Raw genomic sequence first — 21,660 nt, forward strand, 5'->3', positions numbered from 1 at the left:
CTATTACCTAATCAACAACATCGACTTTCTTAGCAGCCAATCGGCGTCGATTGAGCCACTTGCGTCCTTCTTCGATGAGGAAGAGCGGAATTGGAATAATAGCCAAGAAGATCCAATCCGTTGGGGCGAGTGGGCCGGTGTGAAAGAGTTCCTGTAAGAATGGGGTATAGCTGAGAAGTGCCAATAGGAAAATTTCAAAGACGATCCCGAACCAAACGAGTTTGTTAGCAAAAAGACCGGCTTTGAAAACAGAAGCATTTTCGGTTCGGCAGTTCATCGCTGCGGCAATCTGACAGAAGATGATGGCGGCCAAGGTCATGGTAGTCGCCATGACGTAAGTGTTGCCACTGGTTGCCAGACCCTTCAACGGCCAGCCATTGAGATGGTTGACGAAGAAGTAGGCACCGCTTGAAATGATTGAGGCAATCAGGCCATACCAAGCAAACGCCTTCCAGAGAACGGTTTTACTCATGAGGTGGGCATCGCGTGCTCGCGGTGGCTTGTCCATGATGCCAGGTTCCGCTTTCTCAGAGCCAAGACCTAAGGCTGGCATCATGTCGGTGCCAAGATCGACGGTCAAAATTTGCATGACAGTCAACGGGAGCGGAATCGCACCACGTGAGAACAGGAATAAGGCTGAAGGTACCGCTTCAGGCAAGTTAGAATTCAAGATGTAGATCAGGAATTTCTGAATGTTACTGTAAACGGTTCGACCTTCTTCAATGGCGGCAACAATTGAGGCAAAGTTATCATCGGTTAGGATCATATCAGCGGCATCCTTGGCGACATCGGTGCCGGTAACGCCCATGGCAACACCAATGTCGGCTTTTTTCAAGGCTGGGGCATCATTGACACCATCGCCGGTAGAAGCAACGATCTCGCCCATTTCTTGCAAGGTTGAGACGATTTTGTATTTCTGCTCTGGGGCGACCCGTGCGAAAATGATTTCGCCAGCAAGTGCCTTTTTTAAATCTTCTTTACTCATTGAATCGAGTTCGCCACCGGTGACAACCCGCGCTTTGTCAGAAGTGAGGCCGATTTTGACCGCGACGGACTTAGCTGTTAAGGAAGAGTCGCCGGTAACCATAATAATTTTGATGCTGGCACGGTGACATTTCTTGATGGCTTCGTAAATTTCCGGACGTGGCGGATCGGACATGATTGCTAAGCCAACAAAGGTCAAATTGGTTTCGGCCGTGTCGATTGTGAGGCCGTCAAGTTGTTTTTCTTTATCTGTTTCTTGAGGCACCTCACGATAAGCGGTGGCAATGGAACGCAGGCCGAGGGAAGCATATTTGCGGTTGGCATCGTCAATCGCTTTTTTATCGTCTTCAGTCAGTGGCCGAACTTTGCCATTTTCTTGGATAGTGTCACAATGCGGCAGCAAATCGCTCAGCGAGCCTTTGGTGCAAATTGATAAGGTGTGATCGTCATGTTGATGAATGGTGGTCATACGCTTCCGATCTGAATCAAACGGCAGCTCTTTCAGGCGTGGATACTTAATGCTGTATGCCTTGGTATCAATGCCGGACTTTTGGGCCAAAATGACCAGTGAGGCTTCAGTCGGGGTACCTAGGATTTTCGGCCGAGCACTGCCTTTTGACGGCTCAACTTCAGTATCATTATTGAAGGCAACTAAGCGGATCAGCAAATCCAGATCGGCATCGGTGCCATATTTAATGGGTTTCCCGTCCAGTTGAATCTGGCCATTATTCACGAAGCCTTGGCCAGTAACGGTGAAGGAATGAGCAGGTGTCCAGATGTGATCCACGGTCATCTGATTTTGGGTTAAGGTGCCGGTTTTATCTGAACAGATCACCGTGGTTTCGCCTAAGGTTTCAACACTATTCAGATCTTTTAACAACGCATGCTTTTTGGCCATGCGTTGAACGCCTTGAGCCAAGGACAATGTGACTGTTGGCAACAAGCCTTCAGGGATGAAGGCTACGATCATACCCAAGGCGAAAATGAAACTTTGAGCCACAGGGTAGTGGACAAAGAAGATTGCCGAAACGAAGAATACCAGACCAAGACCGATAGCAATCAGTGAAATCTGTTTGGTTAAACGATTTAGCTCTAATTGTAAGGGACTCAGACTTGGTTTTTGTTGTTGCGTTAACGCCGCAATTCGACCAAACTCGGTATTCATCCCCGTGGCAAATGCCACTGCAGTTGCCGTGCCAGCGCCAACAGTAGTGCCAGCATAAACAAGGTTTGATTCCGCGAACTCACCTTGACCAGCATCAAAGGCAACTTTTTTTGATTCAGGTACCGATTCACCAGTCAGGGCACTTTGATCAACTTGAACCGAAGTGGCCTTAATCAAGCGCGCATCAACCGGAACCGCATTGCCTGCCTGAAGATTGAAAACATCCCCAGGTACCATTTTGGTTGCATTAATTTGTTGCAGTTTGCCATCGCGATAAACTTGCGTATAAGCCGGTAGCATTTTCATTAACGAGTCAGTTGCTTTTTGAGCTTCATGTTCTTGCCAATAGCTGAAAACACCGTTGATAATATTGACCAGCCAAATGGCAATCCCTAATTCGAGGGTGCCTGACAGGATGGCGACAAAGCCGCTGACCCACAACAGAATGGCCATCACGCTTGTGAAATTTTTGAGGAAAATGAGTAATTGTGATTGTTGCTTTTCCCGAGTAATCACGTTTTCCCCATATTTTTCTAGGCGGTCGTCGGCCTCCTTCTGCGTTAATCCAGTTGACGTTGTGTGCAAATCCGTCATCAGATCCGGGACGGGATCCGTTGCAAACTTGCGCCGCGTCTCCTTTTCATTTTTCATGACTTAAGCACGTCTCCTTCATAAAGATGTTTAGCTTCATTCTAACGTTCTGAGCGGCGGAAAACACCCAAAGTGCTGTTTTTAAGTAATTAAACTTTTCGGCTTAGGCGCGGAGACCGCGTTCTAAGAATTCAACCGCTTCGTGAACGGCAGTTTCGAGATCAAAAGCGGATTGTTCACCGATAATGAGTGGTAATAGGTAACTAAGCACGGTTCCAAAAATGGCTCGTAGGACTCGGTTAAATGGCCAATCCACCAATTGTCCGTTAGCCTGATAAGTTGCATAAAGGCGCGCGGCTTTTCCCGATAACTCGTGGTTGAATTGCTCAGCGAGCTCTTGTCCTAAGGCAGCATCACGAAGAACAGTGGCTGCTAAAACCCGTAGCTGGGCTTGATTAGCAATGGCAAACTGCATACGATCATGAACAATGAACGTTAAAAAAGTGTGTAAGTCGGGCAAATCTTGTTCACCAACTTCATTAACAAACTCGGTTAATACGTTTGGCATTACTTGGCGAATCATAGGGGCTAGTAGCGCCTGAAGAATCCCATCTTTCGTCTTGAACTGCTTGTAAACTGTGCCTTCGCTGACCTGTGCCGTTTCAGCAATTTCTTTAGTGCTAGTGCGATCAAAGCCTTGACTAGCAAATAACGCTAAACTGGCCTTTAAAACGGCTTGCTGTTTAGCGGATAGATTGCTTTTGGCAAGTGAAGCGGAAAACAAATCGGTAATATTACGTGTGTGCATCGCGAGATCGCTTCCCTTCAATAAAAATTGCTCGACTTTATACTTGCCGGTATTTTCGCATCGTGAGTAGATTTAATCCAAGAAATAATAGGAAGAATCCGAATAAAGCCAACACATCCGGATAGAGGACGGCAAGCGACTGGCCTTTGGCGATAATACCGGTTAAGGCATTAGCACCATAGTATAAAGGCATGATGTGAGCGATGGGTTGCAGCCACCCAAGCATGTGATCAATTGGAATTAATCCCGTAAAGAAAATTTGGGGAATAACCACAATTGGAATGAATTGCAGCATCTGAAATTCAGTGTTAGCAAAGGTTGAAACCAACAAGCCCAGTGCCAAGGCAGTGAACGCTAATAGTAAATTGATCAAAAAGATGGCGGGGATGCTGCCAAGAATTTGAATTTTGAATACGATCAAGGAATAACCAACGATTAGCAATGTCTGAATAATGGCGAAAATACCATAACCTAGTAGGTAACCGCTAATGATTTCACCGCGGCGAACCGGCGTTGCCAGTAAACGGTATAAGGTGCCAGTGGTCCGCTCGCGCAACAAAGCGATGCCCGAAATCAAAAAGACAAAGAAGAAGACAATGAATCCCATTAAAATCGGCAACAGGGTGTCAAAGTAAGTTGAGTCGGCTGAGCCATATCGGTAATGGGTTGTTAACGTGTAACTCGGTGTTTTTGGTTGATGGGGTTCTGGAATCTGGGCTGCGCCGCGCGTGGCCTGTTTGAGAGCTGTCGCAAGCTTTTGTAAGGTGGTTGCTTGGATCTTAAGCCCTGTGGCTGCGGCTTGCATTTTTAGTTTGATAGAAGCGGCTTGCAAGGTTTGTTTCAGAATCGCGCTTTTTCCTTGATCAGCGTTGGCCAACGTCAGGGTCAGCTTATCGCCATCCTGCGTGAGCACACCGGCATAATCATGAGCCTTGATTAATGCGATGGGTTGGTCATTATTGACCTGATGCAATCGAACGTGTTTGGTATCGATCGCCTTTGTTAGTGACGAATCAACACCATGAACTGCCAAATCAGCCTTGGTGTCCGTATTGGATTGAAAAAGAAAAAAGATCAACGTCATGATAAATAAAGGCGCGATAAACATCAGGGCTAACGTGCGCTTATCGCGGAGCATTTCTTTTAAAATCCGATTAATCAACGCTTCAATGCGCATCTTGCTGCCTCCCTGCGGCTAAGAAGACCGCTTCAATCGAGTCCGTTTGATAATCTGCCTTTAATTGTGCCGGTGTCCCTTGGGCAATGGCAGTCCCGTTGCGAATCATCAATAACGTGTCCGCTTCTTCGGCGTCAGCCATGACGTGGGTCGTTAAAATAATGGCGACACCCTGATCCGCCAGACGATGCAATTCATACCAGATTTGTTGGCGCAGCTCAGGATCAATGCCAACGGTCGGTTCATCTAAAATCAACAGCTGCGGTTGACTGATGAGGGCGATGGCGAGCGATAATCGGCGCTTCATCCCGCCTGAATAATCCTTAACTGGTTGCTTTAAGGCCGGTTGCAGATTGACGACATTAGCAGCATAAGCCATTTGTTTGGTAATCTGCGCGTGTGGGACGCCTTGCATTTTGGCAAAAAATGTCAGGTTCTCGGCACCGGTTAAACTTTCATATAAGGCATCAGTCTGAGCCATGAAGCCGATTTTCGCGAGTAGGGGGCGATTCGGCACGGCTTGCCCTAAAACGCTGACTTGTCCGGTGCGTGGGCGCAACATACCCATAATGGTACTGACTAAAGTGGTTTTGCCAGCACCGCTAGGACCGATTAAAGCAAGAATTTGACCATGATTTAAGGTCAAGTTGATGTCCTTAAGCACGATCTGTTTACCATAGCCTTGGGTGAGGGCGCTGACCTGAACAGCTTGATTTGTTTGCATATTATCGCGTCACTTTCTCAATAATATAGTGAGTGCTCACTCACCTGCCATTATCGCCAATTTTGGGGTAAAAGCAACTAAAAGTTTAAAAGTCATCAGCCAAATCAATCGGATTGTTGTCAAAAGGATGGCATCTAAAAGCTGCTTCAAGCTGTGTTATAGCGACTGAAACCGCTTATGCTCCCGTTTCTGGCCGCGCCTGTGCACACCTCGTGGTATAATTATTCAGAAGTTTGATTCTAAACCATAATGGAGGAACGCGGATGCGCACCTATCTGACAAATTTATTAACTTGGTCCACCTTGATCAATCTGGTTGACATCCTCGTCGTCTGGTATGTCATTTATCGTTTGATCATGCTTGTTCGCGGTACAAAAGCGGTTCAGCTTCTGAAAGGCGTTTTTGTCATTGCTGCGATCAAGATTATTTCTTGGTTCCTTCAGTTGAAGACGGTCGGTTATTTAACTGATTTGGTTATTACTTGGAGTGTGCCAGCACTGGTTATTATTTTTCAGCCGGAAATTCGGCGTGGCCTTGAGCACCTAGGTCGCGGTTCCTTGATTTTTCGGTCGAATAATAACCAGCACGAAGTCGAAGTACGGATGGTCAAAGAACTTGATAAGGCTATTCAATATATGAGCAAGCGCCGGATCGGGGCCTTAATGACGATCCAGAAGAGTACCGGGCTGGAGGATTACATTGAGACAGGTATTCCCTTGGATGCTGATATTAGTGGAGAGCTGCTGATCAACATTTTCATACCGAATACGCCGTTGCATGATGGGGCGGTGATCATTCGGGACAATCGAATTGCGGTTGCGGCTGCATACTTACCTTTATCTGACAGCAATCTCATTCCTAAAGAACTTGGTACGCGCCATCGTGCTGCTGTCGGGATCAGTGAAGTGACCGATGCGTTGACGATCGTTGTCTCTGAAGAAACTGGGGAAGTGACGATCACAAATAACAACAACCTGATTCGTAATTTGACGCGTGATGACTATATGAAGTTTCTGACGGCGCAGTTAGTGCCAAAAGAAGAGGCGCCGAATCCGAACCCAGTTGTCAGTTTCTTTTCGCGCCGGTTTAAGTCACGTAAAAAGAAGGAGGGCAAGCAATGAATCGCTTATGGGATAATCCATGGGTTAATCGGTTGTTGGCTCTGCTTCTCGCGATTGGGCTTTTTGCTTATGTCAACGTTGAAAGCATCAACAACACCAGACAAAGTGCAAATGATGATACAACCTTGGTTGCCAACAAAACCCAGACCGTGAAAGTGCCGTTACAGGTAAATGCCAACACGGACAAGTATTTTATTACCGGTTATCCGTCAAAAGTTTCAGTTGCATTGACAGGAACGGCTTCATTAGTCACGATGACCGCCAACACCCAAAATTTTCGGATCATTGCTGATCTTACCAAACTCGGTGTTGGCAAGCATCGTGTTCGGTTGAAGGCAGAAGGTTTGAATAAGGATTTGAGTTATTCGATTTCGCCTAAATCTGTGACCGTTGACATTCAGGTTCGGGACAATAAGACGATGCCGATTCAGGTTCGCTATAATAAAGCCAGTATCGCATCCGGGTATGCAGCTGGTGAGCCAAAGCTGTCGACGCGAACAGTGGATGTCACTGGCGCACGATCCGTGATTGACTCGATCGCACAGGTTGTGGCAAATGTCTCGCTGTCGCACAATACCCGGAGTACGGTTGACCAAGAGGTGCTGTTACAGGCGCTTGATGAGAACGGCAATACGATGAATGTTGTGTTGGCACCGCAGACTGTTCATGTAACCTTACCGATTTCTCAACCTAGCAAGAAACTTACCGTGGAGCTAAAACAAACTGGGAATGCCGTGCCAGGACGCACGTATGTCTTGTCCTCTGACACAAAACAGGTTACCGTATACGGAGACCAAAGTAGTTTGGACAAGTTGAGTAAATTAACCGTGGACGTCGATGTCAGCGGTATTAGCACGACGACAACTCGGACTTACAACGTGACTGATTTGAATGATGGCATTTCTGCTGCTAGTCCGAAATCACTTAAAGTGACGGTTAGTGTTGGCAACACTGGTAATGATGATAATAACAACAATGGCGGTTCAACAGCGAGCGCCAGTACTTCGAGTTCGAGCGCCGCAAGCACCTCGAGTGCCAGTGAATCAGACTCAAGTACATCAACAAGCGACAATAATGGCTGAAAGAAATGAGGAAGAATTAAGATGACAAAGTATTTTGGTACTGATGGCGTTCGTGGCATTGCAAACAAGGAACTAAGTCCGGAAATGGCTTTCCGGCTAGGGCGGACAGGCGGCTATGTTTTGACGCAGCACAAAGAAGATGCGAGTCGACGCCCATTGGTTTTGGTTGCTCGCGATACACGAATCTCAGGGCAGATGTTGGCTGATGCTTTAATTGCTGGCTTGCTTTCTGTTGGGATTGAAGTGCTGGATTTAGGCGTGATCACAACGCCTGCTGTTGCTTATTTAATCAAGATTCAAGGCGCCGATGCTGGTATCCAGATTTCGGCGTCGCATAATCCGGTTGCCGATAATGGCATCAAGTTCTTTGGAGCGGACGGCTACAAATTGTCTGACGATACTGAAGAAGAAATTGAAGCCTTACTGGATGCGCCAGAAGACAAACTTCCACGGCCGGCTGCTGAAGGATTAGGTACAGTAGACGATTATCCTGAAGGCGCACTCAAGTACACCCAATTTCTTGAGCAAACCTTGGCAGATGATCTGAGTGGCATTCATGTGTGCTTGGATGGCGCAAATGGTGCAACGAGTGGGTTAGTTAGTCGAATTTTTGCTGATCTTGAGACCGATTTTGATACAATGGCAATCAGTCCAGATGGGCTTAATATCAATGCTAACGTTGGTTCAACGCATCCGCAGGCGTTATCGAAATTTGTCGTCGAAAAAGGTGCTGATGTTGGCCTCGCGTTTGACGGTGACGGTGATCGCTGTATCGCAGTTGATGAACAAGGCAATATCGTTGATGGCGACAAGATTATGTTCATTCTCGGTAGTTATATGAAGTCACAGGGCCGGCTGAAGCAGGATACTGTCGTCACCACTGTTATGAGTAATCTTGGGTTATATAAGGCATTAGAAGCGAATGGCATGAAGTCCGTGCAAACGGCCGTCGGTGATCGCCACGTTGTCGAAGCCATGCGCAAAGATGGCTATAATATTGGCGGCGAACAGTCTGGCCACGTTATTTTGTTTGATTATCACAATACCGGGGATGGCATGCTAACAGGCATTCACTTGTTAAATGTCATGAAGAAAACCGGCAAGAAGTTGTCTGAATTAGCCGCACCTGTTCAAGACTATCCGCAGAAACTGGTTAATGTGAAAGTTGCGGACAAGGAAAATTGGCAAGCTTATCCAGAAATCCAAAGTGCCATTGATACCGTCGAAAAAGAAATGGCCGGTGATGGCCGTGTTCTGGTTCGCCCTTCAGGCACTGAACCTTTGTTGCGGGTCATGGCCGAAGCCAAAACCGAAGATTTGGTTTCCCGTTATGTGGATCAAATCGTGGATGTGGTGAAGCAAGAAATGGGCAGCAAGGAAGATTAGCTGCTGTCTTTATCAAAAATTTAAACTTTATTTTAACCGAGTTGTCACGGGTCTCATCGACAACTCGGTTTTTTTGTCTGGTGATAGCATTCGCAATTGGCACACTTTGAAAGCGCGTTCATAAAATCTCAAAGCCAGTGTGCATAAGAATTGGGTAAATTAATATAGACCAATATATATGTTTCAAGTATACCAGTGAAAAAATGGTGTTGACATATAGCCTATTAAAAACTATAGTTAGCTTTGCTTTCAACAATACCAATAAAAAAATCTGTCTAAACCAATTTTTAGACAAAAATGAAAAGGATGTTGACTATGTGTGGAATCGTTGGCGTTATCGGTAAAAAGAATGCAACGCACATCTTGCTTAAGGGATTAGAGAAGTTGGAATACCGCGGCTATGATTCAGCCGGCATTTACGTGAATGACCAAGCCGGCCATGATCATTTAATTAAGCGCGTCGGCCACATTTCCAATCTTGAAGAAGCGGTTACGCCTGATGTTCAAGGCGTTATGGGGATTGGCCATACGCGCTGGGCAACCAATGGCGGCCCTACCGAAGCCAACGCCCATCCGCATGTTTCCAATGACGAACGGTTTTATCTGGTGCATAACGGCGTTGTGACCAATGCTAACGAACTGAAGCAGCAGTACTTGCAAGACATTGAATTACAGAGTGATACGGATACCGAAGTTGTTGTTCAGCTGATTGCCTTGTTTGCCCGCGAAGGTCTGTCTGCTAAGGAAGCACTGCGCAAAACCTTGAAAATGATCCAAGGTTCTTATGCTTTCTCGATGGTTGATCGCCTTGACCCAACAGTGCTGTATGTTGCTAAAAACAAGAGTCCATTACTGATTGGCCGTGGTAAAGGCTTTAATGTGGTGGCTTCTGATGCCTTGGCAATGCTTAGTGAAACCGATCAGTTTGTTGAACTGAAGGATCAGGAAATCGTGACCTTGACGGCTGATGCCATTCACATTGAAACGATTGACGGCAAAGTTGAGGAACGTAAGCCATTCACCGTTAAAGTTGATGATGGTGAAGTTTCTAAAGGTACGTACCCATTCTTCATGCTTAAAGAAATCGACGAACAGCCAATCGTTATGCGGCGTTTGGTCGAAAAGTATACCGATGATCATGGCAACATCGTTTTGCCAGAAGATTTGCTGAAAGCTTTACAGCAAGCTGATCGTTTGTATATCGTTGCGGCTGGTACCAGTTATCATGCCGGTTTAGTCGGTGCACCTTTGTTCGAACAATTGGCAGGTATTCCGACAGAAGTGCATGTTGCTTCTGAGTTTGCCTATCATCAACCACTGTTGTCCAAGCACCCACTGTTCATTTTCCTAACCCAAAGTGGGGAAACTGCTGATATCCGTCAGGTCCTTGTGTCAGTCAAGGAACGCGGTTATCAGACATTAACGATCACAAACGTTGCCAGCTCAACGCTTGCTCGTGAAGCAACCTTTATGTTGCAGTTGCATGGCGGCCCAGAAATTGCGGTTGCTTCTACCAAAGCTTACACGGCACAAATCGCCGTTGAAGCGCTCGTATCGAAAGCAGTCGGCGAGGCTAAAGGATTGCAGGCTGCTAAGGACTTCGATGTGATCCATGAACTTGGGTTGGCAGCAACTGGTCAGCAGGCTTTGATTGACCAAAAGGATCGCATCCATGAACTAGCAACTGACATGTTCAAGACCACGCGCAATGCTTTCTACATTGGCCGTGGCGATGATTACTATGCCAGCATGGAAGCAGCATTGAAACTCAAGGAAATCAGTTATGTTCAGGCAGAAGGCTTTGCAGCTGGTGAATTGAAGCATGGTACGATTGCTTTGATTGAAAAGAATACGCCAGTGGTTGCAATCATTTCTGATCCGGTTACAGCAGCGCGCACTCGCAGCAATGCGGACGAGGTGCAAGCTCGCGGTGCCAAGGTGCTTCATATCGCAATGGCTAGTCAAGCCCAAGATGGTGACCAAATCGTTGTCGATGAAATCAATCCATTACTTGCACCGCTTTTGACGATTATCCCGGCACAGCTCTTGGCTTACTTTACTAGTGCGGATCGTGGTTACGATGTTGACCGTCCGCGTAATCTGGCTAAGTCAGTGACCGTTGAATAATCGCTAAGAATTTCATTTGGTGATCGGTGTCATTCATGTCAAGATGTGGATTCAATCCCCAGCTTGGTGTCTGACGTTGTAGCGGATCGTGATCCATGTATATAAAAAAGTGTTGCATCACGGGCATCCTCGTGATGCAACACTTTTTTAATAAGCACAAATTAAGTATTTGTGCGCTAAGTGACACGTTGCAAATCGGGAAGAACTTTATTTCAAGTAACCTTCACTCAAAGTCATAAACTGTTGCGCATCTTTGGCGGCTAAATCAATGCCTTGCTGCCAGAAATCCGGTTGCGTTAAGTCAACCCCGAGATGTTTTTTCGCTAGTGCTTCTGTTGTCATATTCGCCGTATCCCGCAACAAAGCAATGTAATCATCTTCAAAATTATCAGATGCTTGGGCCTTTGCGTAAATACCGCTAGAGAACAGATAACCAAAAGTGTAAGGGAAGTTGTAGAACGGTGGGTTGTCGAAGTAGAAATGCAGCTTGTCTGCCCAATACATGGGATCAAAAGAACTTAGACCACCTGCATAGGCCTGTTGTTGCGCAGTCGTCATAAGTTCTTTCAGTCGTGGCACACTGACAATTCCCTTTTCCCGTTCCTGATAGAAACTGTCTTCAAACAGGAAGCGAGCATGGATATTTAACAGCATCGCCAATGGATTGGCCATTTTAGCGTCTAACAAATTAAGTTTCTCAGCCGGTGAGGTTGCTGCTTTGACTGTGGCATCTGCAACGATTAATTCTGCAAAAGTTGATGCAGTTTCGGCAACATTCATTGCATAATCTTGACGCAGTAGCGGCATATCTTTCAAAATACTGCTGTGGAAAGCATGGCCCAATTCGTGGGCAATGGTGGAAACACCAGATGCTGAACCATCGAAGGTCATGAAAATACGACTTTCTTTGACATCTGGGACGCTGGTCATGTAACCGCCAGCGCGCTTGCCTGGCCGATCTTCAGCTTCGATCCAGCCATTTTCAAATGCCTGTTTGGCAAAGGCAGCCATTTTAGGTGAGAACTTGGCAAAGTTGTTCACAATAAATTCGGCGGCCTCATCGAAGGTATAGGTCTTTGGCTGAAAATCGCCCACGATGACTGGCGCCCATTGGTCATACCATGGCATTGTTGGCTTGCCAGTTAATTCGGCCTTGCGCGTGAGGTAAGCAGCAAAAGGCTGTTTGTTGGCGCTGATGGTGTGCCACATTTGATCCAGCGTGGCACGTTGCATGCGATTGTATTGCAACGGCTTGAAAAGATAATCCGGATAATGATGCAACCGATAATTCGTAAGCCGGAAGCCGGCAATGTGATTCAGGGTCTCACCAAACAGACTGGCATGATCGTCCCACGTTTGTTCCCAAACGTTAAAGACTTGTTCACGCGTTTTAGTGTCAGGATCGCCTTCGAATTTATTCTGGGTTTGGCCAGCACTAAGCTCTGTGGTTTTGCCATCTTGTGTGATTGGGAACTTAAGACTGCCACTCAAGGTGGTGTAATGATCGCTCCAGCCAGTAAAACCATCGACTGCCAGATCGTTAATCATCGTTTCGGTTTGATCATCTAACAGTTCCTTTGCCTGGTCGCGCATTTCTTGCAAGCCAAAACGACTAGCGCTTAAAGCTGATGTGGTCGTTAGCTGATCGAAAGCTGCTTGTGACATGGCTGCGAGTTTTTTGGCCAGCGGGTTGTTAATGTTTTGAAAACGGGTATAAAGTGTCGTGAGCTGACCTTGAACAGGCCCGGTTTTCAGATTAGCTGTATCAGCGCTGGCAATCATCTCGACGAAGCTGCTAGTAGTAGCGAGGCCTTTGCCAATGTCTTCCAGCAGTTGCCAAAGTGTGATGAAATCGGTAAACTCAGGAGCATCGTGGTCAGGGGCCCAAGCGGCTACTTTTGACTCCAGTTGAGGCAATTTGGCCGTCACATCGCTAATTCGGTCGGCAAGTTGCGGTGAGTCGATACCACCGGGGAAAATCGAATCGAGGTTCCAGTTAATTGGATAAGACATATTGGCACTTCCTTTCGAAATAGCTTTATTATACCGTAGATGAGAAAAGTCTGAGTGAAAGCAGGTAGAAGTTTGTGACGTCTTTTAAAAAACATTGGGGGTTGTGGCTGGCGGCAGTCCTTTTGTTTGTCTTGTTCTTTAGTTCCAGTATGACTTACAAAGAGCAAACAACGGTGCCGTTATTGGAACGCTTGTTACACAATGAACCGTTTAAGCAAGCCTTAAGTGATATTCATTTTAATTATGCGGGTGAACAGCAATCAATTGCTGAGGTAGGTTATTTTAAATTTGTTGAATTTTTCATTCGCAAAGGTGCGCATGTCAGCATCTTTTTCCTATTAGGTCTTGGTCTGACACAAGGCACGTTTATGTATCAGAAAAATCGTTGGCTGCATTGGCCGCTAATGGTCTTAAGTTGTACCGGTGTTGCGGCATTTGACGAGTTTCATCAAATGCTGACAGGCGGGCGGACACCGCTTTTCCAAGATGTGATGCTCGATACTGCTGCTGCGGCTGTGGCCGTGACCTTAATGTGGTTATGGTTATGGCGGCAGAAGCGTCATTGAATAAAGTGCCGATCTTTGCTATAATTTTAGCGATTCATATGCTCCTAAACTTACGAAAAGAGGGTTTATCATGTCAGGACATTCCAAATGGCATAACATTCAGGGCCGTAAAAATGCTCAGGATTCGAAACGTGGTAAAATTTTCCAGAAATTATCACGTGAATTATACATGGCAGCAAAGCAAGGTGGTCCTGACCCCAGTGGTAATCCTTCCCTTCGTTTAGTCATGGACAAAGCTAAAGCTGCCAATATGCCAAAAGACAATATTAAGCGTGCTTTAGATAAAGCAAGTGATCGTGATGCGGCCAACTATGACGAAGTGACCTATGAAGGCTATGGGCCAGGTGGTGTGGCGATTTTGGTTGAAGCTTTGACCGATAATCGCAACCGGACTTCCAGTACCGTACGAGTGGCGATCACCCGACACGGTGGGAACATGGCAGCTGCTGGTGCGGTTTCATACATGTTTGATCGAAAAGGTTATCTGGTGATTAGCCGTGATGACCTTGATGTTGACGAAGATCAGATGCTAGAAGATGCGCTTGAAGCCGGTGCAGAAGATATGCAGACTTCAGATGAGGCATTTGAAATCTACACCGATCCTAAAGAATTTGCTCAGGTTCGCGACGCGCTTGAGGAAAAAGGGTACAAGTTTGTCCAAAACGAACTGACAATGGTTCCGCAAAACCTGACCCCGATTCCAGAAGATAAAGTTGAACAATTCCAAGCTATGATTGATCAATTGGAAGACGACGATGATGTGCAGGAAGTTTACACAGCCGGCGACTGGCCAGACGATTAATGCATCGATTGATAGCTAGTGATCAAGACGAGGGAAAATCCTCGTCTTTTTTTCTGCCCAAAATAGTAAAGAGGACGGGGTGATATATGACGCTCGCGAACTCTTTTAATACAGGGGGAAAAACGATGCAATCGGTGAATAAGCTTTTGACAATTGCGCTGGAAAAGGGTGCTAGCGATATTTACTATTTGCCTAGTCCGCAAGGTTATTTGATTCGCCTACGGGTACCGACGGGCTTGGTAACAATCGCCGAGCGAGACAGCAAACGTGGGCAGCAAGAAATTAATTACTTGAAATTTATGGCGGGCATGAATGTTGCCGAACATCGCCGCGTTCAATTGGGAGCCTTTTATCAAAAGGAATCAGCAGCTTTTTTACGGTTAAGTTCAGTGGCTGACTTTCGCGGTGGTGAATCACTGGTAGTTCGCATAATCAAAGGCATTCCAGATGCTGCAGGCGCACGTCATCTGTTAGATCGTCTGTTGGGTATTTTACTGCAGAAACGCGGCATGCTGACCCTAGCTGGGCCGACTGGGTCAGGAAAAACGACATTACTCTATCAGTTAGCGACGCGTTTGGCGGAATCACGAATGGTCTTGTCGATCGAGGATCCAGTTGAGATCAATCAGCCGCAATTCTTACAGTTGCAAGTCAATCCGGAGGCAGACATGACCTATCCGCAATTACTGAAGGCGGCGCTGCGCCATCGACCAGACGTCTTGCTGATTGGAGAAATTCGTGATCGACAAACAGCGCAAAGTGCTTGCGAAGCGGCGATTAGCGGTCACATTGTCCTAGCGACCGTGCATGCCCGATCAGCGGCGGATACACCCTTAAGGCTGAGCAGTTTTGGCTTGCCGGATGAGTTAGTAGCGGCGGCATTGACGGCGAGTGCGGCGATCAGTTTGCAGTATCGGCCAATGATTCACCCAGTGGCGGAAGTCGTGGTTTTCAAGCAAGTAGGGCAAGCTGATCAGGAGGTGGTTTCGTGAGCATGCCGCTGGTGATTCAGGAACGGTTTTGCCGTCAAAGCGCTGCGTTAATTGCTGCTGGTTTTAGTTTGCCGGATGTGTTTGCTTATTTGCGTGTGAGTATACCGAAATACCGGCGAATTTGGGAACGAATCGAAACGGATTTGGCTTCTGGCATCGGATTGCCAGAAGCAGTTGGCCATCAGGCATTAGCTCCCATCCTCTTTCAACAACTGCAACTAGCACAGGTTCATGGGGATTTGGCAAAGGCATTGGCCGTGGCTGGTGATTACTTAGGCTTGCGAGTGCGGAATCGTCAGCGGATTGGTCAACTGTTAATTTACCCACTTGTGTTACTGGGCATGCTTGTTACCTTGCAAGTGGTCGTTGTGTTTGGCGTGTTGCCAGCCTTGGCGTTACCACAATCGCATTTAGTGCATACGCAGTTAATGACCATGGGTGGGGGCTTAGCCGCCGGGTTGTTAATATGGCTCGGGTGGCATCGACTGACGTTGGCTCAACGCTTGCAACTCTTACAACGATTGCCTGGTGTCCGTGGCGTCATGCAAGTGTACTATCAGTTTCAGTTCACAGCCGGAGCCGCCCACTTCTTACTGGCAGGTGCTGAGATTGCCGACTTTTGCCGACACTTGATAACCGTTGGCGGTCCGTTGGGTGATTTAGGAGCACGCATTCAACAAAAGATTCAACAAGGGGCTGAGTTGGCCGATGCGTTACATGAAGCCTTTGTGCCACCTGAAGTTGCCCGTTTATTGACAATGGGCCAGACACATCACTTAGTGGCGACCGGCTTAAAACTTTTTGGTGAACAACTATTTTTACAGTTGCAGCAACGTTTAGAACGACTGGTGAACTTGGTGCAGCCATTGCTGTTTTTGCTTATTGGTGGCGAAATTTTACTGGTTTATTTGCAAATTCTCTTACCACTCTATCAATCTTTCGGAGGATGACCATGCGACGCAAACGATTACGGGCTTTTACATTGATTGAAGTGATTGCAGCACTTGGGGTCATTATTTTATTGACGTTAGCTTTGGTTTTGACAATCCAAGGGCAAATGAAACGTGTTGAAAGTCAGAATCTAAAAGCTACGGTGGCAACTGTGAATTCACAAATTGAAATGGCCTATAACGAGCCGGATGCTGACAAGAAATCACTTAAAACAATTCCTGATTTAGTCAGAGAAGGCGTGATTACCGATGCGCAGGCGAAGGACTTGGAAAAAGGCAAGGCAACGATGAGCGGTGACAATCCGCCGAAATTTAAAGTTCCTTGAAACGGCTGCGTGGCTTTGTGATGCTTGAAGTGGTGGCGGTCTTGGTTGTGCTAGCGGGTTTAACACTGGCAGCCGTTCCTATTGGGCAAAGTGTGATTCGCCGTCATCAGGAGACCAAGTTTATCGAAACTATGCGGGAACAATGGGAATCAATGGGGATGAAGGCATATGCCACGCATAAAATTGGCACCATGTCTGTCAATGATGAGGCACGTCAGGTGACATTTAGTCTTTTTAATGGTTCAAAACGAATTTTGCCATTTCCGCCATCCTTGAAATATGACGATAAAATTCCTACAAAAACGACGAGAGAACCATCAGGTAAATTGAAAGGCAACCGCAGCGTAAATTTTCTCAGTCAAGACGGCTATTACTGGCATATAACCCTACAGTTTGAATGGGGGCGGTTCTTATTCCAAAAAGTACCAAAACATTAACAGGTTCTTTGTTAATTGAACATCTTGCAGCTCTGGGGGTGCTCTTGCTGGCGGTTGGTTGGTTAATGGTGTTAGTGCGGTTATATGACCGAGTTGTGGTTGAATCCAGACAGCGAACGACGGCCTATTATGCGGCACGGGTGGCGCTTGTTCATTTGCCAGTACGAGGCGGAGAGACGACGGTTCAAGTTGGACCTGATGTGTGGCAAGTAACCGTCAATACGCAGGAGGTAAAGGCGCATGCCCAAAAGGGTCGATCAACATATACGTTCACGCCTTAAAGGCTTTACTTTAATTGAAGTGGTGGTCAGCCTGATTTTACTTGCGGCGGTCATGCTGTTATGGCGACCGGTTTTATTGCATGTCACGCGGTTCACGCTTCAAGACCATGTGCTAATCACGTCATTGCAAGCAGAGCATGACTTGCAAATGTTTGTACGAGATAAAAAGTTGCGGTCTGTGGCCTTAATGTCGGTAAGGGTGAGAAGTCCCGAGAAAGCTTACACGATCAATTTTTATCAGACCAAACATTTTCGCGGTATGGTTCGTGTGATGGGATCTGAAAATGGGCATATGCCATTATTTACGCATCTAACCGGTGTCAATTTTAGCAAGGTAGCTCAAGGCTTTCGCTATCGTCTGTATTTGACGACTTCGCAGAAGATTGACGGTGGGGTGCAAATCGATGAAGATACGCGGTAGTGTTTTGATCAACACACTGATACTGTTTGCTTTACTCCTAATGCTGACTGTTGGCGCGATGCAACGTTTTCGTGATTGGCAGGAAAGTTATCAGGTGCTTGAACAGGTAGAAAAGCGCCAATTTACGGAGGCATACAACCATTGGCGAGAACAGATGTCTGATAAATCGAAAAGCGAGGCTGATTCCTCGACTTCAGCTGGCAAGGAATCTGATACATCAGCTATTCGATCAGCGCCGCCAGCGATTGGTGAGACCAAAGAAGCGACTAAGGAACAGCTTGAATCAACTCAATCAGGGATTCACGCGCTTGAATAAGCTTTTCTCAATCGGTACACTGGTAAGCGGAGTGTCGGCGATGACCAGCACCTGCACGCATCGTTTTTTAGGCCTGAAACCGTATTGATAGGGGGAAGCATCTTGGCCCACGAACATCTAGAGAAGCTGTACAATGTTTTGGATGAAAGCACGACAATTTTGCATCAACAATTGAAAACATCTTTTATTGCTGCTGTTATTGAGGCGGGAGAGGATCTTGCGTCGGGCAACGTCATGCAAGAAGACGGTGTTCCCAACGATGAAGCTAAAAAGAAGCTAACAGCGTTGTTTGATCAGATCAAACTCGCCACCTATGAGCCGGAAGAGATTCGTCAAGCCATTCAATTAGTGCTTGTTAAGGCAATCAAGGTAGATGGCATTGAACCCAATAAGCAAGTCACGCCTGATGCCATGGCCAGTCTTGCGACATTTATGGTGACGGTTTTTGCGCAACATCTGCCAAAAAAGATGCAAGTTGCCGATCTGGCCGTCGGGACGGGGAACCTTTTATTTGCTGTGATGAATCAGCTCCACAATGCGCGTCAGGTGGCAGTCAAAGGCTACGGCATTGATAATGACGAAACCTTATTGGCAGTTGCCGGCATGAGCAGTACGTTGCAACAGTTAGATGTTGATCTTTTTCATCAGGATGCCTTAGATAATCTTTTGTTTAAAGACATCGATGTTGTTGTTTCTGATTTGCCAGTTGGTTACTACCCGGTTGACGAACGCGCCAAGCAATTTGAGACCGCGGCGGCCAAGGGACATTCTTATGCGCATCATTTGTTAATCGAGCAAAGTATGCGGGTCTTGAAGCCAGGAGGACTGGGTTTGTTTTATGTGCCGAGTCAGGTTTTCCGTTCTGAAGAAGCGGCGGGGCTGACAGCTTGGCTGGCGAAGTCGACCTACTTCCAAGGGTTATTGAATTTGCCGGAAGATTTCTTTGCTGACCAAAAGGCGGAGAAGAGCCTGCTGGTTTTACAGAAACCGAGTCCGGATGTCAAACGTGCTAAGCAGATCTTGTTAGGCCAATTTCCGGATCTAAATGACCGCGATGCTTTTGCCACGTTTATTGACAAAGTGAAGGATTGGGCAGCTGCTAATATTGCGTGATTGATTGATTTTTAAGTAACGAAAAAGGAGAGCTGACAAACGCTTGTCTTGTCAGCTTTTTTTGTCATTTCAAAACACTTTTCATCTTGTGATAGCAAGGCGGTATGGCTGCTGTCACAGGATTTAGGACGTTAGAATAGACTTTACTGATCCGGTCGCCACTGCCTTTTTAAACTGGAATCGGTTAGAATGGGTTATCAAACTTAAGGAGAATTAATATGTCATTATTAAGCGTGGCCTACCTGCTGATTGCAATTATTTCAGTTGGTGTGACCATCTTTGATATCATTCAAGTTCGGATACATGCGCAACCAAAAGTCTGGCGTATCCTTTTGTATCTTGCGGTGGCAGCCTTTTCTCTGGTGTTGACCTTGCAGCAAAGTCAACATTTTGACGATCTTGTCAGCGGGGTCTTTATTGTCGTTATGTTTATCTGTTTTGCCTGCTGGCAGAAGGGTCTTGCTGATGCTGCGATGATTGGCGGGCTTGGTAGCATTCGATTGTATCAGAATCTTTCTGGCGTTGTTTTACAGGCAAATGCTGGGGGGACGCTGCTATTGGCGCAAGCCGGTCAAGTGACGGTTTTAAAACTGCAGTTTCGCCAGTCGCCAACAGATCTACAAAGCTTTTTGGTCGATAAAATGCCACCAGAACAGATTCAAATCGTGACAGGGTGATCAGTTGGGCGTTTTCTGAAAATGGTGTATAATTTTTTCTGATACGATTCAAAGAGCTGGGATATTTCTGCATTTGCAAAGACAGAACCTGTTATGTCCTGATTTTTTTCGGGTTAACACGTTTATAGGAGGATGAGCATGCAAGCCAAGAAAGATGACAAGCCCGAACTAGCGCGTCACTTGAAAAGCCGACACGTGCAACTGATTGCGATTGGTGGAACGATTGGGACAGGCCTTTTTCTAGGATCTGGTCAATCCATCCACACCGCTGGGCCTTCCATCTTACTAGCTTATCTCATCACAGGTGGGATTTGTTTTCTAATTATGCGGGCATTGGGTGAACTGCTGATGTCCGATGTGAATTCACATACGTTTATTGATTTTATTAGCCAATATATGGGAAAAGATGCTGGTTGGGTGACTGGCTGGACCTACTGGATTTGTTGGGTGGCGGTCGCCATGGCCGAAGTGACAGCGATCGGTCTCTACATTCGATTCTGGTTGCCAGGAGTTCCTCAATGGCTGCCGGGCCTGATTGCACTGGCAGTGTTGCTGCTAATGAATCTGGTTAGCGTTGGGTTGTTTGGTGAGGCGGAGTTCTGGTTTGCCTTGATTAAGATCGTGGCCATTATTGGGTTAATTGCGCTCGGCGTCTTTATGCTGTTTGTGCACTATAAAACGCCTGTTGGCTATGCCAGCCTAAGCAACCTCGTTAATGACGGCGGCTTTTTTCCAAAAGGAATGAGCGGGTTTCTAATGTCGCTGCAAATGGTGGTGTTTAGTTTCGTCGGGATCGAAATGGTCGGGTTGACTGCTAGTGAAACCAAAGATCCGCATAAAGTGATTCCAGAAGCGATCAATGAGATTCCGATACGGATTTTACTGTTTTATATTGGCGCATTGTTTGTCATTATGTGCATCTACCCATGGCGCGATGTGTCACCCGTTAATAGTCCTTTTGTCGAGGTTTTTCGTAATGTCGGGATTCCAGCCGCCGCCGACATTATTAATTTTGTGGTGTTGACAGCGGCAGCATCTGCCTGCAATTCATCTATTTTCAGCACTGGCAGATTACTCTTCTCACTGACATTAACTGGTAAAAGCAAGTCCGCGCGTTGGACTGCTAAACTGTCTCGGCGACAAGTGCCAGCGCGGGCCATTATGATTTCAACAGGAGCCATTGCTGTGGCTGTCATTTTGAACCTTTTTTTACCGGAGTCTGTTTTCGCACTGGTTTCAAGTGTTGCTACAATCAGCTTTTTATTTGTTTGGGGCATGATTGTCCTCGCTCACTTGCGCTATAAGAAACAACATCCGCGCGGAACGGATTTTCCAATGCCATTTTATCCTTATTCAAATTATCTTATTTTGGCGTTTTTAGGGCTGACTGCTGTGATTATGATTTTTGATCGGGCAATGCTGTCCGCATTGATCTTTGCGGTTATCTGGATTGCAACATTATTCACCTTGCGCCGATTGCACGCTGATCATAAAGCTCACGAAGACAAAACAAAAGACGGTATTTAATCTGATTGAGTGAGCACTCGCTTCAATAACGGAAAAGATACTTGAGGACTCATATAAAAGTGAAAATAATTTTG

General features: G+C 46.4%; 22 protein-coding genes. 16 read left to right on the forward strand and 6 right to left on the reverse strand.

The window, feature by feature from the left end:
- Window positions 1-7: 7 nt before the first annotated feature.
- From ACWPAB_RS02080 to ACWPAB_RS02095, 4 genes are all read right to left on the reverse strand, one after another.
- Window positions 8-2,800, reverse strand: coding sequence for a cation-translocating P-type ATPase (locus ACWPAB_RS02080; protein ID WP_003569698.1), 2,793 nt, complete (start codon window positions 2,798-2,800; stop codon window positions 8-10).
- Between the two features lie 103 nt (window positions 2,801-2,903).
- Window positions 2,904-3,548, reverse strand: coding sequence for a TetR/AcrR family transcriptional regulator (locus ACWPAB_RS02085; RefSeq protein WP_003569700.1), 645 nt, complete (start codon window positions 3,546-3,548; stop codon window positions 2,904-2,906).
- Between the two features lie 37 nt (window positions 3,549-3,585).
- Window positions 3,586-4,725: an ABC transporter permease gene (locus ACWPAB_RS02090; RefSeq protein WP_003590309.1), complete on the reverse strand. Its 1,140-nt coding sequence runs from the start codon at window positions 4,723-4,725 to the stop codon at window positions 3,586-3,588.
- On the reverse strand, window positions 4,715-5,449 hold the full coding sequence (locus ACWPAB_RS02095; protein WP_003569702.1) for an ABC transporter ATP-binding protein: 735 nt from the start codon (window positions 5,447-5,449) through the stop codon (window positions 4,715-4,717). The genes ACWPAB_RS02090 and ACWPAB_RS02095 overlap by 11 nt, the downstream gene beginning before the upstream one ends.
- Before the next feature lie 263 nt (window positions 5,450-5,712).
- On the opposite strand from ACWPAB_RS02095, the gene cdaA reads away from it, so the two are divergent.
- From cdaA to glmS, 4 genes are all read left to right on the forward strand, one after another.
- Window positions 5,713-6,570: a diadenylate cyclase CdaA gene (gene cdaA / locus ACWPAB_RS02100; RefSeq protein ID WP_003564381.1), complete on the forward strand. Its 858-nt coding sequence runs from the start codon at window positions 5,713-5,715 to the stop codon at window positions 6,568-6,570.
- Entirely contained in the window at window positions 6,567-7,652 is a 1,086-nt protein-coding gene (locus ACWPAB_RS02105) for a CdaR family protein (RefSeq protein ID WP_003569703.1), read from the forward strand. Before cdaA ends, ACWPAB_RS02105 begins: the two co-directional genes overlap by 4 nt.
- A 21-nt stretch (window positions 7,653-7,673) precedes the next feature.
- The gene (glmM, locus tag ACWPAB_RS02110; RefSeq protein WP_003564385.1) at window positions 7,674-9,038 is read left to right on the forward strand and encodes a phosphoglucosamine mutase; all 1,365 of its coding nucleotides are present in this window, start codon (window positions 7,674-7,676) and stop codon (window positions 9,036-9,038) included.
- Window positions 9,039-9,353: 315 nt separating this feature from the next.
- Window positions 9,354-11,165: a glutamine--fructose-6-phosphate transaminase (isomerizing) gene (glmS, locus tag ACWPAB_RS02115; RefSeq protein WP_016381157.1), complete on the forward strand. Its 1,812-nt coding sequence runs from the start codon at window positions 9,354-9,356 to the stop codon at window positions 11,163-11,165.
- Here glmS and ACWPAB_RS02120 read toward each other — a convergent pair.
- Window positions 11,143-11,283 (reverse strand): hypothetical protein, encoded by a 141-nt coding sequence (locus ACWPAB_RS02120; protein WP_016383098.1) that lies wholly within the window; start codon window positions 11,281-11,283, stop codon window positions 11,143-11,145. The genes glmS and ACWPAB_RS02120 overlap by 23 nt on opposite strands.
- A gap of 89 nt (window positions 11,284-11,372) precedes the next feature.
- Window positions 11,373-13,178 carry a M3 family oligoendopeptidase gene (locus ACWPAB_RS02125; RefSeq protein ID WP_003569705.1) on the reverse strand — a complete coding sequence of 602 codons (1,806 nt, stop codon included), beginning with the start codon at window positions 13,176-13,178 and terminating at the stop codon, window positions 11,373-11,375.
- A 74-nt stretch (window positions 13,179-13,252) separates the two neighbouring features.
- Between ACWPAB_RS02125 and ACWPAB_RS02130 the strand changes: the two genes are divergently transcribed.
- From ACWPAB_RS02130 to ACWPAB_RS02185, 12 genes are all read left to right on the forward strand, one after another.
- Window positions 13,253-13,744 carry a VanZ family protein gene (locus tag ACWPAB_RS02130; protein WP_003587541.1) on the forward strand — a complete coding sequence of 164 codons (492 nt, stop codon included), beginning with the start codon at window positions 13,253-13,255 and terminating at the stop codon, window positions 13,742-13,744.
- A 70-nt stretch (window positions 13,745-13,814) separates the two neighbouring features.
- On the forward strand, window positions 13,815-14,546 hold the full coding sequence (locus ACWPAB_RS02135) for a YebC/PmpR family DNA-binding transcriptional regulator (protein ID WP_003564397.1): 732 nt from the start codon (window positions 13,815-13,817) through the stop codon (window positions 14,544-14,546).
- A gap of 125 nt (window positions 14,547-14,671) precedes the next feature.
- Entirely contained in the window at window positions 14,672-15,538 is an 867-nt protein-coding gene (locus ACWPAB_RS02140) for an ATPase, T2SS/T4P/T4SS family (RefSeq protein ID WP_003569709.1), read from the forward strand.
- Window positions 15,535-16,488: a type II secretion system F family protein gene (locus tag ACWPAB_RS02145; RefSeq protein ID WP_003587543.1), complete on the forward strand. Its 954-nt coding sequence runs from the start codon at window positions 15,535-15,537 to the stop codon at window positions 16,486-16,488. Before ACWPAB_RS02140 ends, ACWPAB_RS02145 begins: the two co-directional genes overlap by 4 nt.
- A 2-nt stretch (window positions 16,489-16,490) precedes the next feature.
- Window positions 16,491-16,814 carry a type II secretion system protein gene (locus tag ACWPAB_RS02150; RefSeq protein WP_003564402.1) on the forward strand — a complete coding sequence of 108 codons (324 nt, stop codon included), beginning with the start codon at window positions 16,491-16,493 and terminating at the stop codon, window positions 16,812-16,814.
- The gene (locus ACWPAB_RS02155) at window positions 16,811-17,251 is read left to right on the forward strand and encodes a hypothetical protein (protein ID WP_003569714.1); all 441 of its coding nucleotides are present in this window, start codon (window positions 16,811-16,813) and stop codon (window positions 17,249-17,251) included. Before ACWPAB_RS02150 ends, ACWPAB_RS02155 begins: the two co-directional genes overlap by 4 nt.
- Window positions 17,252-17,295: 44 nt before the next feature.
- Window positions 17,296-17,532, forward strand: coding sequence for a hypothetical protein (locus ACWPAB_RS02160; protein ID WP_003569715.1), 237 nt, complete (start codon window positions 17,296-17,298; stop codon window positions 17,530-17,532).
- Complete coding sequence (locus tag ACWPAB_RS02165; RefSeq protein ID WP_003569716.1) at window positions 17,492-17,953, forward strand: type II secretion system protein; 462 nt, start codon at window positions 17,492-17,494, stop codon at window positions 17,951-17,953. Before ACWPAB_RS02160 ends, ACWPAB_RS02165 begins: the two co-directional genes overlap by 41 nt.
- On the forward strand, window positions 17,937-18,269 hold the full coding sequence (locus ACWPAB_RS02170) for a hypothetical protein (RefSeq protein ID WP_003569717.1): 333 nt from the start codon (window positions 17,937-17,939) through the stop codon (window positions 18,267-18,269). Before ACWPAB_RS02165 ends, ACWPAB_RS02170 begins: the two co-directional genes overlap by 17 nt.
- A gap of 102 nt (window positions 18,270-18,371) precedes the next feature.
- A complete protein-coding gene (locus ACWPAB_RS02175; RefSeq protein WP_003569719.1) occupies window positions 18,372-19,382 on the forward strand; it encodes a class I SAM-dependent methyltransferase in 1,011 nt (336 codons plus the stop codon).
- A 218-nt stretch (window positions 19,383-19,600) separates the two neighbouring features.
- Complete coding sequence (locus tag ACWPAB_RS02180) at window positions 19,601-20,059, forward strand: hypothetical protein (protein WP_003564414.1); 459 nt, start codon at window positions 19,601-19,603, stop codon at window positions 20,057-20,059.
- A gap of 138 nt (window positions 20,060-20,197) precedes the next feature.
- Entirely contained in the window at window positions 20,198-21,586 is a 1,389-nt protein-coding gene (locus ACWPAB_RS02185) for an amino acid permease (RefSeq protein WP_016381730.1), read from the forward strand.
- Window positions 21,587-21,660: the final 74 nt, after the last annotated feature.

It is taken from the genome of Lacticaseibacillus sp. 30 (assembly GCF_053819265.1).

Bases quoted from the DNA above. Each gene is read 5' to 3' on its own strand.
- ACWPAB_RS02140 (WP_003569709.1), top strand. From the start codon at position 14,672: ATGCAATCGGTGAATAAGCTTTTGACAATTGCGCTGGAAAAGGGTGCT.
- ACWPAB_RS02165 (WP_003569716.1), top strand. From the start codon at position 17,492: ATGCCCAAAAGGGTCGATCAACATATACGTTCACGCCTTAAAGGCTTT.
- ACWPAB_RS02120 (WP_016383098.1), bottom strand. From the start codon at position 11,283: ATGCAACACTTTTTTATATACATGGATCACGATCCGCTACAACGTCAG.
- ACWPAB_RS02135 (WP_003564397.1), top strand. From the start codon at position 13,815: ATGTCAGGACATTCCAAATGGCATAACATTCAGGGCCGTAAAAATGCT.
- glmM (WP_003564385.1), top strand. From the start codon at position 7,674: ATGACAAAGTATTTTGGTACTGATGGCGTTCGTGGCATTGCAAACAAG.
- cdaA (WP_003564381.1), top strand. From the start codon at position 5,713: ATGCGCACCTATCTGACAAATTTATTAACTTGGTCCACCTTGATCAAT.
- ACWPAB_RS02170 (WP_003569717.1), top strand. From the start codon at position 17,937: ATGAAGATACGCGGTAGTGTTTTGATCAACACACTGATACTGTTTGCT.
- ACWPAB_RS02125 (WP_003569705.1), bottom strand. From the start codon at position 13,178: ATGTCTTATCCAATTAACTGGAACCTCGATTCGATTTTCCCCGGTGGT.
- ACWPAB_RS02150 (WP_003564402.1), top strand. From the start codon at position 16,491: ATGCGACGCAAACGATTACGGGCTTTTACATTGATTGAAGTGATTGCA.
- glmS (WP_016381157.1), top strand. From the start codon at position 9,354: ATGTGTGGAATCGTTGGCGTTATCGGTAAAAAGAATGCAACGCACATC.
- ACWPAB_RS02095 (WP_003569702.1), bottom strand. From the start codon at position 5,449: ATGCAAACAAATCAAGCTGTTCAGGTCAGCGCCCTCACCCAAGGCTAT.
- ACWPAB_RS02085 (WP_003569700.1), bottom strand. From the start codon at position 3,548: ATGCACACACGTAATATTACCGATTTGTTTTCCGCTTCACTTGCCAAA.
- ACWPAB_RS02080 (WP_003569698.1), bottom strand. From the start codon at position 2,800: ATGAAAAATGAAAAGGAGACGCGGCGCAAGTTTGCAACGGATCCCGTC.
- ACWPAB_RS02105 (WP_003569703.1), top strand. From the start codon at position 6,567: ATGAATCGCTTATGGGATAATCCATGGGTTAATCGGTTGTTGGCTCTG.
- ACWPAB_RS02185 (WP_016381730.1), top strand. From the start codon at position 20,198: ATGCAAGCCAAGAAAGATGACAAGCCCGAACTAGCGCGTCACTTGAAA.
- ACWPAB_RS02180 (WP_003564414.1), top strand. From the start codon at position 19,601: ATGTCATTATTAAGCGTGGCCTACCTGCTGATTGCAATTATTTCAGTT.
- ACWPAB_RS02090 (WP_003590309.1), bottom strand. From the start codon at position 4,725: ATGCGCATTGAAGCGTTGATTAATCGGATTTTAAAAGAAATGCTCCGC.